At 67.0% G+C, this 12464-nt stretch carries 13 protein-coding genes; 4 read left to right on the forward strand and 9 right to left on the reverse strand.

Features of this window, described 5'->3' with window-relative positions:
- The 6 genes from KBI52_RS27585 to KBI52_RS27610 all read right to left on the reverse strand — a co-directional run.
- The coding region (locus KBI52_RS27585; RefSeq protein ID WP_305797871.1) for a GTP-binding protein at nt 1-173 on the reverse strand (173 nt) is incomplete at its 3' end.
- Between the two features lie 140 nt (nt 174-313).
- Nucleotides 314-1240, reverse strand: a complete 927-nt coding sequence (locus tag KBI52_RS27590) for a metal ABC transporter substrate-binding protein (protein WP_210812382.1) — start codon at nt 1238-1240, stop codon at nt 314-316.
- 25 nt (nt 1241-1265) lie between these two features.
- Nucleotides 1266-2132, reverse strand: a complete 867-nt coding sequence (aztB, locus tag KBI52_RS27595; protein WP_173946055.1) for a zinc ABC transporter permease AztB — start codon at nt 2130-2132, stop codon at nt 1266-1268.
- Nucleotides 2133-2144: 12 nt separating this feature from the next.
- Nucleotides 2145-2894: a zinc ABC transporter ATP-binding protein AztA gene (aztA, locus tag KBI52_RS27600; RefSeq protein WP_210812383.1), complete on the reverse strand. Its 750-nt coding sequence runs from the start codon at nt 2892-2894 to the stop codon at nt 2145-2147.
- 3 nt (nt 2895-2897) lie between these two features.
- Nucleotides 2898-3059, reverse strand: coding sequence for a hypothetical protein (locus KBI52_RS27605; protein ID WP_173946057.1), 162 nt, complete (start codon nt 3057-3059; stop codon nt 2898-2900).
- A gap of 262 nt (nt 3060-3321) precedes the next feature.
- The gene (locus KBI52_RS27610; protein WP_173946071.1) at nt 3322-4899 is read right to left on the reverse strand and encodes a glucan biosynthesis protein; all 1578 of its coding nucleotides are present in this window, start codon (nt 4897-4899) and stop codon (nt 3322-3324) included.
- Nucleotides 4900-5069: 170 nt separating this feature from the next.
- Between KBI52_RS27610 and KBI52_RS27615 the strand changes: the two genes are divergently transcribed.
- The 3 genes from KBI52_RS27615 to KBI52_RS27625 all read left to right on the forward strand — a co-directional run bounded on the left by KBI52_RS27615 (nt 5070) and on the right by KBI52_RS27625 (nt 8770).
- A complete protein-coding gene (locus tag KBI52_RS27615) occupies nt 5070-6023 on the forward strand; it encodes a TAXI family TRAP transporter solute-binding subunit (protein ID WP_173946072.1) in 954 nt (317 codons plus the stop codon).
- 87 nt (nt 6024-6110) lie between these two features.
- On the forward strand, nt 6111-8402 hold the full coding sequence (locus KBI52_RS27620; RefSeq protein ID WP_173946058.1) for a TRAP transporter permease: 2292 nt from the start codon (nt 6111-6113) through the stop codon (nt 8400-8402).
- Nucleotides 8402-8770: a DUF1850 domain-containing protein gene (locus KBI52_RS27625; protein ID WP_173946059.1), complete on the forward strand. Its 369-nt coding sequence runs from the start codon at nt 8402-8404 to the stop codon at nt 8768-8770. The genes KBI52_RS27620 and KBI52_RS27625 overlap by 1 nt, the downstream gene beginning before the upstream one ends.
- Here the strand turns inward: KBI52_RS27625 and KBI52_RS27630 are convergent.
- Nucleotides 8767-8964 (reverse strand): hypothetical protein, encoded by a 198-nt coding sequence (locus KBI52_RS27630; protein ID WP_173946073.1) that lies wholly within the window; start codon nt 8962-8964, stop codon nt 8767-8769. The two genes, KBI52_RS27625 and KBI52_RS27630, sit on opposite strands and share 4 nt — an antisense overlap.
- Before the next feature lie 148 nt (nt 8965-9112).
- Between KBI52_RS27630 and KBI52_RS27635 the strand changes: the two genes are divergently transcribed.
- Complete coding sequence (locus KBI52_RS27635; RefSeq protein WP_210812384.1) at nt 9113-10711, forward strand: gamma-glutamyltransferase family protein; 1599 nt, start codon at nt 9113-9115, stop codon at nt 10709-10711.
- On the opposite strand, the gene KBI52_RS27640 is transcribed toward KBI52_RS27635, so the two are convergent.
- Both KBI52_RS27640 and KBI52_RS27645 read right to left on the reverse strand, forming a co-directional pair.
- Nucleotides 10708-11724, reverse strand: coding sequence for a nickel/cobalt transporter (locus KBI52_RS27640; protein ID WP_210812385.1), 1017 nt, complete (start codon nt 11722-11724; stop codon nt 10708-10710). The genes KBI52_RS27635 and KBI52_RS27640 overlap by 4 nt on opposite strands.
- Nucleotides 11715-12356 (reverse strand): DUF1007 family protein, encoded by a 642-nt coding sequence (locus KBI52_RS27645; RefSeq protein WP_173946062.1) that lies wholly within the window; start codon nt 12354-12356, stop codon nt 11715-11717. Before KBI52_RS27645 ends, KBI52_RS27640 begins: the two co-directional genes overlap by 10 nt.
- Nucleotides 12357-12464: the final 108 nt, after the last annotated feature.

Here is a 12464-nt window from a genome sequence, read left to right on the forward strand (position 1 = left end):
ACTTCCTCGTCGGCGCCGACGACGAGTTCGTTGTCGATGCCGATCTCGCCGAACTCGTTGACGATCACGGCATATTTCTTGCCGTGCTGCTCGGTCAGGATGCGGTTGAGGAGGGTGGTCTTGCCAGCGCCGAGATAGCCTGTGAGGACGGTGACGGGAATCTTGTCGGTCATCGGAGCTTCCAGAATGGGTGGTGTCATCCCCGGCGGCCCGGGAGGGCCGGGAAGGGGATCCAGGCTTCGGGAGCCGACCTGGTTTCCCTTCCCTCGCTGCGCGCCGGGAATGACACCGGACGCCGCAGCGATCAGGGCTTTCAGCTCGACAAGGCCGCGCTGAAAGCCCTTATATTGTGTCTCATCATGTCAATGTAAGTCCCGGCGGGCCCGCCGGGCTCGGAGAGCGCGTCCGAATAGACTCGCGAACCGATCCTGGCGCCGGTTTCCTTGGCGATGCGCTCCATCAGTCGGGCGTCGGAGACGTTCTCCACGAAGACGGCGGCGATCCTCTCGCGCCTGATCTGCTGGATGATGCGGGCCACGTCCTTGGCCGAGGCCTCCGCCTCGGTCGAGACGCCCTGGGGCGCCACGAAATCGATGCCGTAGGCCTCCTCGAAGTAGCGGAAGGCGTCATGGGAGGTGATGATCCTGCGACGCTCGGGCGGGATTCCGGCGACGAGCCCCTTCACCTCCGCGTCCAGGTCGTCGAGCTGCTTGAGGTAGGCGGCGGCATTGGCCTCGTACGTGGCCCTGCCGGCTCCGTCCGCGGCGATCAGGGCGTCGCGGATATTGGCCACGTAGATCTTCGCGTTGCCGATGCTCTGCCAGGCATGAGGGTCGGCGCCGCCATGGCCGTGATCGTGGCCATGCCCGTGTCCCTCGTCCTCGCCCCTGAGAGCCTTCACGCCCCTGCCGGCCTCGATCGTCGCGGCCCTGGTGCCGGAGGACTTCACGAGACGGTCGATCCATCCCTCGAACTTCAGGCCGTTGGTGAAGACGATGCGGGCCTCGGCCAGACGCCGTCCGTCGGCCGGGGTCGGAGAATAGACATGGGCATCGCCGTTCGGGCCGACGAGGGTCGCGACCTCGACGCGTTCGCCGCCGACGTTGCGCACCATGTCGCCGAGAATCGAGAACGTCGCGACGACCTTCAGCCTGTCGGCGCCCTGCGCCATCGACGGTGTGGATGCGGCAAGGGCGAGGCATCCTGCCAGAAGGGATACGGCAGCTCTTCGCGTCAGCATGGGTGTTGGTCCTTCATGAAGGAGGTCAGGCTTCCAGATGCCTGCCGGGCCAGGCGAGCCACAGCAGGCCGCCCTCGCGCCCGAGCACGAGGGACACGACATAGACCGCGCCGGCCGAGAGAATGATCGCCGGTCCCGCGGGCAGCTCCGCATGGAACGAGAGCAGAAGGCCGCTTACGCCCGACGCGATGCCGATGACGATGGAGACCAGCATCATCATGGTGATGTCGCTGGTCCAGAACCGGGAGGCGGCCGCGGGCAGCATCATCATGCCCACCGCCAGCAGGGTCCCGAGCGCATGGAAGCCGCCGACGAGGTTCATGACCACGAGCCCGAGGAAGATCAGATGCGTGGGCGTGCCGGCGCGGCTCACCGAGCGCAGGAAGACCGGATCCACGCATTCGAGCACCAGTGGCCGGTAGAGCACGGCGAGCGCCAGCACCGTCAGAGTGGAGATGGAGGCGAGCAGCAGCAGGGTATCGTCGTCGAGTGCCAGCACCGTGCCGAACAGGACGTGCAGCAGGTCCACGTTGGAGCCGCGCAGCGACACGATGGTGACGCCGAGCGCCAAGGACAGCAGGTAGAAGGCGGCGAGGGAGGCGTCCTCCTTCAGGGAGGTGAAGCGGGACACGAGGCCGGCCGCCACCGCCACGACGATTCCGGCAAACAGACCTCCGATCGTCATGGCCGGGAGGGAGAGGCCGGCCAGAAGATACCCGACCGCCGCTCCGGGCAGGATCGCGTGCGCCATGGCGTCGCCGGTCAGGCTCATGCGGCGCAGCATGAGGAACACCCCGACAGGGCCGCCGCCAAGCGCGATGGCGATCACCCCCACCAGGGCGCGCTGCATGAACTCGAATTCGGCGAAAGGCGCATAGACCAAGTCGAGCATGAGAGGACGTCCTTACGCGACGTTGCGGTGGCAGACATCCGCATGCGGATCGTAGGCTTCGACCATGCGCCGCGCCTTGAGGAGGTTCTCAGGCTGCAACACGTCGGGCGTCTCGCCCCAGGCCACCGGTTCGCGGGCGATCAGCAGGCTCTGCGGGAAGGTCCGTCTGACCATGTCGAGATCGTGGAGCACGGCGACCACCGTGCGGGATTCCGCGTGCCAGCGGCGCACCAGATCGAGCAGATCCGCGGTGGTCTTGGCGTCGATGGCGGTGAACGGCTCGTCGAGCAGGATCACGGGAGCATCCTGCAGCAGGAGGCGCGCGAACAGCGCGCGCTGCATCTGCCCGCCGGACAGGGTCGAGATCGGGCGCCGTTCGAATCCGATGAGCCCCACGGCCGCCAGCGCCTCCTCGATCTTCGTCCGGTCGCGCCGCGCGATGCCGCCGAACAGGCCGGAGCGGGACCAGAGGCCCATGGCCACGAGATCGTAGACCGAGAGCGGGAAGGACCGGTCGATCTCCGCCGCCTGCGGCAGGTAGGCGATGCCAGGAGAGGAGCCCTTCAGGCGGATGTGGCCCTCGAGGGGCTTGAGCGTGCCGACAATGCCCTTGAGCAGGGTGGACTTGCCGGCCCCGTTGGGCCCGACCACGGCGATCAGGCTGCCGGCCGGGATCTCGCCGTCGAGGTGATGGACAGCGGGCCTGCGGCCGTAACCGAGGGTGACTTCGTCGAAACGAATGGCGGCCGATGCTGCGGACATGCGTTACCCCGTCACGCTGAAGACGAGCAGCCACAACCCGGCCAGCACGACGGCCGTTGCCGTCAGGCGCTGCCCGACCGATAGGCGCAGGAGCGAAAAGGTCGGGGCGGCGGCAACCGCCCGATGCTCGTGCCCGTGATGATGATGGTGGTGGCCATGCGACATGGTCCATTACATAGACCGGTTCGAGGGTGATTTCCAGGGGCGTATAGTATTTTATACGCAACCCTCAAGGCTATGGTTTACAAGACCAATCCCGACATTCTGCGTGTTGGCGATTCCACCCTCCTCTTGTCATGACCGGCTTCGTGCCGGCCATCCCGATACGAAAGAGCGCGGCGCCTCACGATATCGGGATCACCGGGACAGGTCCGGTGATGACCGAGGGGCGGACGTGATGGCTCCGAGCCGCCGGGGAGACGGAGACTCAGAATGTCGGATGGTACTGATAGAGCCAGGTCTCGCTCAAAACCTCGTTCTCGTTGCGCAGGTAGCAGCGCATCTCCACCGGCTCAGTCCCGGTGACCGTCAGGTCGAACTGGGTGCGCCAGTGGCCGGGCACGTTGTTGGGCACGGCCTCGGTCAGGATGTTCGAAAACTCGCCCCGGGAGGCGCTCAGCACGGGCTTGGGGATCACGCCGCTCGGCAGCTTGGTCAGGGGCTGGCCGATGAACTCGACCATGAACTTGCGCACGCCCTTCGGGCGCGCGGTGCCGGCCTGCCCGCCGTTGCCGAGACGGGTGGCGACCACCCGGGCGAGCGGCGTCGGATAGGGCTCCTCCGCCGCCCAGTGCATCCGGTAGCGCTGTTCGATCGCCTGACCGGCCCGCACCGGCTCGGACGGCACCCACATGACCACGATGTTGTCGTGGATCTCGTCGTCGGTCGGGATCTCGACGAGCTGGATGGAGCCCCGGCCCCAGGTGCCCTGCGGTTCGATCCAGAGGGAAGGGCGGCGGTCGTAATAGACGCCGTCGAGGTAATGGTCGAAGTTCCGGTCGCGCTGGAGTAGGCCGAAGCCCTTGGGGTTCTCGTCCGTGAAGGCCGACGTGATGATGCGCGGCGGGTTGTTGAGGGGACGCCAGATCCGCTCCCCGGTTCCGGTCCACATGGCCAAGCCATCCGAGTCGTGGATCTCCGGGCGCCAGTCGATGGCGGTGGTCTTCGCCTTCTCCGAATACCAGTACATGGAGGTGAGGGGCGCGAGGCCGAGGCGGCTCACGTCCTGGCGCATGTAGACGGCGCTCTCGATGTCCATGATGACGGAAGCGGCCCGCTGCATGACGAAGCGATAGGCGCCGGACACACTGGGGCCGTCGAGGAGGGCGTAGACGGTGACCGTGTTCGAGCCCGGCTGCGGCGTCTCGAAATAGACGTGGGTGAAGTCGGGGAACTCCTCGTTCTTCCCGAAGACCGCTACGTCAACGGCGAGGCCGCGGGCGGAGAGGCCGTACTGAAACAGCTCGCCGATGGCGCGGAAATAGGAGGCGCCCAGGAAGGCCACCCAGTCGTTCTTCCTCCAGTCGAGCTTGCCGCCCCGCGCCTCCTGGAACCGGAACCCGGCGAAGCCCGAATTGTCCGGCAGCTTCCGGGCGGGGGAATCCGGCGGCATGTCGAAATAGTCGCTGTCGTAGATGATCTCGCGCGCCTGCCCGCCTTCGACCACGTGCATGCGCACGGGCTTCTGGAAGAAGCGGCCCAGGTGGAAGAACGTGACGGGGAACTCGCTGGGGCCGTCGGCCCAAAGGGCCAGATCCGTCTTGAAGCGGATCTTGCCGTGGGCGTCGTAGTCGATCTGGTACAGGATCTCGGGGGAGGGGCTCTGCGGCGCCACATAGGCGGAGCGCGCCATCTCCTGTGCGCGCTTCTTCAGATCCTCAAACGAGAACGGCGCGGGAGCTCCCGTCTTCAGAGCCTGCTGGGCCAGGGCTGCACCGGAAAAACCTTGTGCGGCAAGGGCGGCCGTGGCGGTGGCGGTTTGGAGAAAGCGGCGGCGGTTGATCATGGATGAGCGCATGTGATCTCTGGGAGGACGCACCCCTACCGACCAAGGTGGCAGGATTAAGTCTCTCATAGCCTCTTGAGAAATCTTCGTCAGCGGGCAAAGTTACCCCACACACAGGCGTAGGAATAACTGCGCCATCAGATAGGGAGTACGCCATGTTTCGGAAAGTCATGCGCCGCGCCGTCGGCGCTGCGGCCGCCCTTGCGCTTGCGGGAACCAGCCTGCCGGCCCAGGCCCAGGACTTCATCAACGTCCTCACCGGCGGCACCTCGGGCGTCTATTACCCGCTCGGCGTCGCCCTCTCCAAGGTCTTCACGGACAAGGTCCAGGGCTCCCGCCCCTCGGTCCAGGCCACGAAGGCCTCGGTGGAAAACCTCACCCTCCTGCAGCAGGGCAAGGGCGAGATCGGCTTCACCCTCGGGGACAGCCTCGCCATGGGCTGGGCCGGCGATGAGGAGGCCGGCTTCAAGAGCAAGCTCGACAAGCTGCGCGGCATCACGGCGATCTATCCCAACTACATCCAGATCGTGGCGACGCAGGAATCCGGCATCAAGTCGCTCGCCGACCTGAAGGGCAAGCGCCTCTCCGTCGGCGCGCCCAAATCCGGCACCGAGCTCAACGCCCGGGCGATCCTCCAGGGGGCCGGCCTGACCTACAAGGATCTCGGCAAGGTCGAGTACCTGCCCTTCGGTGAATCCGTCGAACTGATGAAGAACCGCCAGCTCGACGCCACCCTGCAATCGGCCGGCCTCGGCGTCTCGTCCATCCGCGACCTGGCCACCTCGGTGCCGATCGTCGTGGTGGAAATCCCGGCCAGCGTCGTGGACAAGGTGGGCACGCCCTACGTGAAGGCCACGATCCCGGCCAACACGTACGGAGGCCAGACCGCTCCCGTGCAGACGGCCGCGGTGGTGAACTACCTCGTCACCCATTCGGGCGTGAAGGACGAGACCGTCTACCAGATGACCAAGGCGATCTACGAGAGCCTGCCGGATCTCGCCGCCGCCCATGCGGCCGCCAAGGACATCAAGCTCGAAAGCGCGCTCTCCGGCATGCCCGTCCCGATGCATCCGGGCGCGCAGCGCTATTTCGACGAGAAGGGCATCAAGAAGCAGGGCTCCTAAACCCTTCGGCCGATTTACATTCCAGCCGGAGCAGGTGAACTGCTCCGGCTTTTTTGTGACAAGAAGAACAACCGTTGAGGAAGCGTCATGAGCCAGGGAGCGAACAGTTCCGAACTCGCCCAGATGGAAGCGCCGGCTGACACCGTGAACCCGGAACACGGCCTGCCGGAGAGCTTCGGCGAGGGTCTGACGGGCAGGGTCCTTTTCTGGATCGCCGTCGCGTTCTCCACGTTCCAGATCATCACGTCCTTCGGCATCCCGCTCGATCAGCCCTTCATCGCGTCCTTGAACCTCACGCATCTCTGGGCCGTGGCCATGGCGGCCTGGGCCGCGTGGCTGATCGGGCTCGCCGTGCGCCGCCGCCGCATCCTCGACGGCGTGCTCGCCTGGATCGCCATCGCGGGCGCCTTCGGGCTCGTCCTCTGGTTCGGCGGCAGCATGCCGAGCCAGGTCGTGCGCACGATTCACGTGGGCTTCCTGTGCCTCGTGGCCGGAGCGATGATCGCCAACCACCGGTCCGGGTCCTCGTCCTTGCGCGCCGTTGGGTGGATCGTCGGCGTCACGAGCTTCCTGGTGGGCCTGTACCACTGGGCGCTTTACGAGGAGCTGGTCATCCGCGCGGGTGAGCTCACCACCCTCGATCTTGTCGTCGGCATCGCCGGGCTCGCAATCCTCATCTATCTCATCTGGCGCGTCATGGGACCGGCGCTTCCCATCGTGGCCGGCCTGTTCCTGTCCTATTGCCTGTTCGGGCATCTCCTGCCGGCTCCCCTCGATCATCGCGGCTATTCGCTGGAGCAGGTGATCGAGCACATGTCCTTCGGCACGGAAGGCATCTACGGGACGCCGACGCTGGTCTCGGCGACCTACATCTTCCTGTTCATCCTGTTCGGCGCCTTCATGGAGAAGGCCGGTGTCATCGACTTCTTCAACGACATCTCGATGGCGGTGTTCGGCGACAAGCAGGGCGGGCCCGGCAAGGTCTGCGTGGCGTCCTCCGCCCTGATGGGCACCGTCTCGGGCTCGGGCGTCGCCAACGTGGTGGCGTCGGGCCAGTTCACGATCCCGCTCATGAAACGCTTCGGCTTCACCTCGGCCTTCGCGGGCGGCGTCGAGGCGACCTCGTCCATGGGCGGCCAGATCATGCCGCCGGTCATGGGCGCCGTGGCGTTCATCATGGCCGAGACCATCGACGTGCCGTATTCGAAGATCGTCGAAGCGGCGATCATCCCGGCCGTCCTCTATTTCGCCGCCTGCTACCTCGCGGTGCATCTCGAGGCCGGCAAGCGCAACCTGCGCGGCCTCCCGAAGTCGGAACTGCCGAACGCCTGGACCGAGCTCAGGACGAAGTGGTTCCTCATCGCCCCGCTCGGCGTTCTCGTCTACCTGCTCTTTACCGGCTACACGCCGCTCTTCGCCGGGGCCGTCGGCCTGTCGCTCACCGTTGCGCTGATCCTCGGCACGGCCATCGTGGCCGGCTTCGCGACGCCGGCGCTGCGGATCGCCTTCTGGATCGGGCTCGCCCTGCTCTCGGCATACTCGCTCGCCTCGACCGTGACGCTCGTCGTTCTCGTGGTGGCCGGCCTGTGCCTGTGGAACGCCTTCTCGGGACGGGGCCGCACGACCCTGCAGGCCTGCGTGGACGCGCTGGCGGACGGGGCCCGTCAGGCGCTTCCCGTGGGCCTCGCCTGCGCGGTGGTCGGCATCGTGATCGGCACCATGACGCTCACCGGCCTCGGCACCATCGTGGGCACCTGGATGATCTCGATCGGCAAGGAGAACATCTTCGCGGCCCTCGTGCTCACCATGATCTTCAGCCTGATCCTCGGCATGGGCATCCCGACGATCCCGAACTACATCATCACCTCGTCGCTGGCCGCTCCCATCCTGCTGCAGCTCGACGTTCCGCTCATCGTCTCGCACATGTTCGTCTTCTATTTCGGCATCATGGCGGACCTGACGCCGCCGGTGGCGCTTGCGGCCTTCGCGGCGGCCCCCATGGCGAAGGAATCGGGCCTCAAGATCGGCATCCAGGCCGTCAGGATCGCGCTGCCCGGCTTCGTCATTCCCTATATGGCCGTCTATGACCCCACCCTGATGCTGCAGCCGGTGCCTGGGCTCGAGGGGGCGGGCTACTGGCTCGCGGTGGTCTACATCGTGCTCAAGGCGACTCTTGCCATGACACTCTGGGGCGTGGCCTCCGTGGGCTATTTCCTTAAGTCCGTAAGTTGGTGGGAGCGCCTCTGGGCAGCGGTGGCGGCGGCCTTCCTCGTGGCGGCGATCCCGCTCACCGACGAGGTTGGCTTCGTGCTCGCGGGTCTTTTCGTCGGCTTCCACGTCTGGCGGTCCCGCCAGGTCGCCACACCCGCCATCGGCTGATGATCTGCCTGATCGCCGGCGCAACGGTCGCGCCCCTCATGGCGGGCGCGATCACGCTCGCCTGGACCCATTCGGTCGAAAGGATCGTCTGGGAGGAGCATTGGCGCTCGACCCCAGCCGGGCTCGAACTCGTCGAGGCGCGGGTGCGCGGCTCCGGGGCCGGCATGGAGCCTCCGCCAGAGGCCAAGTTCATCAACGGGGTCTGGTCGTGGAAGCCCAGCCTGCCGCCCCTAGCCGAGGTGGTCATGCGCCGCTCGGGCGCGACGGCGGATTGGCGGATCTGCATCGCGGGCGAATGCCGCCCGATGGAGGCCTATGTGCCGCCCGGGGCCGATCCGATCGTCATGAAGGCGTGCGAGGGCCCTTAAGCCCGTCCGGTCAGGGGCTCGACGGCGACGCAGCGGCGCCAGAGATGGACCAGGATGTAGATGGCGAACAGGCTGAACAGAACCATCAGCGCGTAGCCCACGTAGTCGCCGAGCTCGAACAGGCCGGCGATGGCCCACCCGGCGGCGATCGCGACGCCGAAGACCTCCGCGCCCACCAGGATCATGATGCTCATGATGGTGATCACGTTGCGCCAGTTGGTGCTTTTCGCCTGAGCCACTTTTGCCTAACTCCGTTTGCTGCAAAGGGGACTACCCTAAACGCCCCCTCGGGTGCAAGTTCTCCCCGAATCTCATTCTGTCGCGCCTCACATTCAAGAGCCCATGCCCGAAACCCACGTCTTCTCGACGGCCGCCGTTGCGGCCCCTCACATTCTTGCGGCCGAGACCGGCCAGACCATTCTCGCCGCCGGCGGCAACGCGGTCGAAGCCATGGTGGCCATGGCGGCGACGATCGCCGTGGTCTACCCGCACATGAACGGCCTGGGAGGCGACGGCTTCTGGCTGGTCCGGGAGCCGAAGGGCCGCGTCCACGCCCTCGATGCCTCAGGGCCGGCCGGTTCCCTCGCCACGATCAAGCGGTACCGGGACAAGGGCTACGACGCCGTCCCGCCGCGAGGGGCCGATGCGGCGCTCACGGTGGCCGGGGCGGTGGCCGGATGGGGGCTGGCGCTGGAGCTCGCCAGGGCGCTGGGCGGGACTCTCCCTGTCGACCTCCTGCTGGGCGACGCCATCCGCTTCGCCCGCGACGGCTACCCGGTCTCCCGCTCCGAGGAGTGGTTCAAGACCGGCGAGGAGGCGGCCCTCTACGGGGTTCCCGGTTTCGCCGAAGCCTTCCTGGTCGAAGGCAAGAGAGCGCCGGAGGGCACCCAGAGGCGGACGCCGCGCCTCGCCGACACCCTGGAGCAGCTCGCCCATGCGGGTCTCGGCGATTTCTACCGGGGCGATGTGGGGCGGGAGATCGCCCTGGATCTCGAGCGGATCGGCAGCCCGATCACCCGTAAGGATCTCGAGACCTATCGTGCCCGCGTGGTGGAGCCTCTGTCGGTTCGATTGAATCGCTCCACGATCTACAACCTGCCGCCGCCGAGCCAGGGACTGGCCACCCTGCTGATCCTGGGCATGGTCGAGCGGCTCAAGGGGCTCGGAGGCGAGACGCCTGAACGCCATCACGGGCTCATCGAGGCCTCGAAGCGCGCCTTCTCCCTCCGCGACCGGGTGGTGGCTGACCCGCGGAACCTCGTTCGTGACCCGGCCTCCTTCCTGACGCCCCAGGCGCTGGAACGGGAGGCTGCCCTCATCGACATGACGCGGGCTGCGCCCTTTCCCCTGCCGCGCCCCATCGACGGCGACACGATCTGGATGGGCGCCATCGACCGTGACGGTCTTGCCGTATCCTATATCCAGTCCGTGTTCTGGGCCTATGGCTCCGGCTGCCTGCTACCGGCGACGGGTGTCCTCTGGCACAACCGCGGCACGGCCTTCTCGCTCGATCCGGCAAGCCGCAACCGTCTGGAGCCCGGCCACCGGCCGCTCCATTCCCTCAATCCGGCCATGGCCGTGTTCGACGACGGGCGAGTGCTGTCCTTCGGCGCGATGGGCGGCGAAACCCAGCCCCAGTTTCTCAGCCAGATCTTCACCCGCTATGCGGATGCCGGCATGAACCTCGCCGACGCGGTGGAAGCGCCCCGCTGGCTGCTGGATGCGAGATTGCGCGAGCGCGAGGTCGTGCTGAAGGTGGAAAGCGGTTTCGATCCCGGCCTGATCCGCGGCCTCTCACGGCTCGGCCATGCCGTCGAAGAGACGGAGGAGGCCTATTCCGGACGCTTCGGTCATGCGGGCATGCTGGTGAAGCACCCGCGCAACGGTCGCGTCGAGGCGGTGCACGATCCGCGCTCCGACGGCGGATCATTGGGACTCTAGCCGCCTGCCCGGAGACCGTAGAGGAGGCTTCCTCCCAGCACCAGCACGAACGCGGCGGCCAGAAGCTCCAGGCCCGCGATGGCGACGGCGCCCGAGGCTCCGCGTCCGCCGGCGATCCTCAGGGCCATGGCCTTGAAGAAGACCGCGAGCGCCGCGATGGCCCCCGTGGTGAGCGCCGTGCCGAGTGCCATGGCGAAGGTCGCCGCGATGCCGGCCGCGAAGAGGCCCTGGGACAGGGAAAAGACCAGCACGATGAGGGCGCCCGCGCACGGGCGGATGCCGGCGGCGAGCGCCACGCCGGCCATGTCCCTCCAGCCTGTCAGGCGGCCGAGCTCCTGTGGCGGCGGCATGTGGACATGGTCGCAATCCTCCTGGACGGGCGCATAAGGGTTCCGGGCGAGCGCCATCACGCCGAGAACCTTGCCGGCCTTGCGCCAGGTCATGACGGCGCCGAGCAGGGCGACGGCCAGGAAGCTCGCCACTTCCACGTTCATGGCGAGCCTGTTCATGGTGGACGCCGTGGCGCGCAGCGCGAGGCTTACGACGGCCACGATCGCGATGGCGACCAGCGCCTGCACGAGGGCGGCCGCCAGGCTCAAGAGGAAGCCCTTGCGCAGGGCCTTCTCGTCGGCCACGAGATAGGCCGAGATCACGCCCTTGCCGTGCCCGGGCCCGGCCGCATGGAAGACCCCGTAGGCGAAGCCGACGAGCAGCAGGGAGAACAGGGCGGAGCCGTTCTCCTTCATCGCCCGCACGCCGGCCTGCAGGCTGCCGTAGAAGCCCGACTGCACGGACAGGATCCAGGCCCCGAGACTGCCCGAGGGCGTCGCCTCGCGCAGGCCCATGCCGAAGGGGTTGCGCGGCGGCGCCTTGCCGATCGGACCCAGCCACAGGCCGATCAGCCCCATGGCCAGGGCGACGATCGCCACGGCAGCCAGCGCGAGGCCGAGCCGGCGCCACAACGGCGTCCGGCCCGCGCCAGGAAGGGCAGGGGCGTCCGACGTCAGGGACATGCGATGATGGCCCGGTTGGAATATTCGACCCCGATATCCTGAGGCTGGATCGCGCCTTCGTTCTGCAGGATCTGCTGCATGGAGGCCTCGAGCGGCTTGGCCTTGGCGATGCTCGTCACGCAGCCCTGCGGGGCATTGGCGAGCGACACGGCCGTCTGGCCGTCCGACAGGCTGAAATAGACGAAGAACGTCGGATCCTCGATCTCGATGGACACGGCGCCCGAGGGGAGCGCCGGCGCCTTGAGCGGCAGGAAGAACGACATGGCGACCTGGGTCTTCTCCATGGTCATCCGAGCGTCCCGGGGCGAGTCGAAGCTCTGCGGCTTGCCGCGGGCCTTCAGCACCGTGAAGTAATCGAACTCGTTCAGAGAGGCGGCATTCTCGTTCGCCAGGTCCTGGAGCTCCTCCGGGGAGAGCTTGCCGTCGCCGTTGGTGTCGAGGCCCTGGGTCACGTAGGCCGTGTAGGCCTCGTCGAAGGTCCAGTGATGGCGCACGCCCGTCACCTTCCCATCCGGCGCGAATACGATCTCAGCCTTGGCGGTGACCCAGACATGGGGGTGCGCAAGGGCCGGCGAGGCCGCGCCCAGGACAAGAGCCGCCACGGCGGTTTTCAGACCAAGATGTCGTATCATGCATGGACCCTGGAACAGCGACGCTTCCGGCAGAATCCGGATATCGGGAGCGGTATGCGGGTTTCGTGGTTAACAGAGGCGAAACGAAGGCGCGCCCAGCTGCGCATC

The organism is Microvirga sp. HBU67558 (genome assembly GCF_018069605.1).
Taxonomy (GTDB): domain Bacteria; phylum Pseudomonadota; class Alphaproteobacteria; order Rhizobiales; family Beijerinckiaceae; genus Microvirga; species Microvirga terrae.

What these genes read in the sequence shown, in the direction of transcription:
- KBI52_RS27610 (WP_173946071.1), bottom strand. Translation starts at nt 4,899, where the DNA reads ATGATCAACCGCCGCCGCTTTCTCCAAACCGCCACCGCCACGGCCGCC.
- KBI52_RS27635 (WP_210812384.1), top strand. Translation starts at nt 9,113, where the DNA reads ATGCCCGAAACCCACGTCTTCTCGACGGCCGCCGTTGCGGCCCCTCAC.
- KBI52_RS27625 (WP_173946059.1), top strand. Translation starts at nt 8,402, where the DNA reads ATGATCTGCCTGATCGCCGGCGCAACGGTCGCGCCCCTCATGGCGGGC.
- KBI52_RS27620 (WP_173946058.1), top strand. Translation starts at nt 6,111, where the DNA reads ATGAGCCAGGGAGCGAACAGTTCCGAACTCGCCCAGATGGAAGCGCCG.
- aztB (WP_173946055.1), bottom strand. Translation starts at nt 2,132, where the DNA reads ATGCTCGACTTGGTCTATGCGCCTTTCGCCGAATTCGAGTTCATGCAG.
- KBI52_RS27645 (WP_173946062.1), bottom strand. Translation starts at nt 12,356, where the DNA reads ATGATACGACATCTTGGTCTGAAAACCGCCGTGGCGGCTCTTGTCCTG.
- KBI52_RS27590 (WP_210812382.1), bottom strand. Translation starts at nt 1,240, where the DNA reads ATGCTGACGCGAAGAGCTGCCGTATCCCTTCTGGCAGGATGCCTCGCC.
- aztA (WP_210812383.1), bottom strand. Translation starts at nt 2,894, where the DNA reads ATGTCCGCAGCATCGGCCGCCATTCGTTTCGACGAAGTCACCCTCGGT.
- KBI52_RS27640 (WP_210812385.1), bottom strand. Translation starts at nt 11,724, where the DNA reads ATGTCCCTGACGTCGGACGCCCCTGCCCTTCCTGGCGCGGGCCGGACG.
- KBI52_RS27615 (WP_173946072.1), top strand. Translation starts at nt 5,070, where the DNA reads ATGCGCCGCGCCGTCGGCGCTGCGGCCGCCCTTGCGCTTGCGGGAACC.
- KBI52_RS27605 (WP_173946057.1), bottom strand. Translation starts at nt 3,059, where the DNA reads ATGTCGCATGGCCACCACCATCATCATCACGGGCACGAGCATCGGGCG.
- KBI52_RS27630 (WP_173946073.1), bottom strand. Translation starts at nt 8,964, where the DNA reads ATGAGCATCATGATCCTGGTGGGCGCGGAGGTCTTCGGCGTCGCGATC.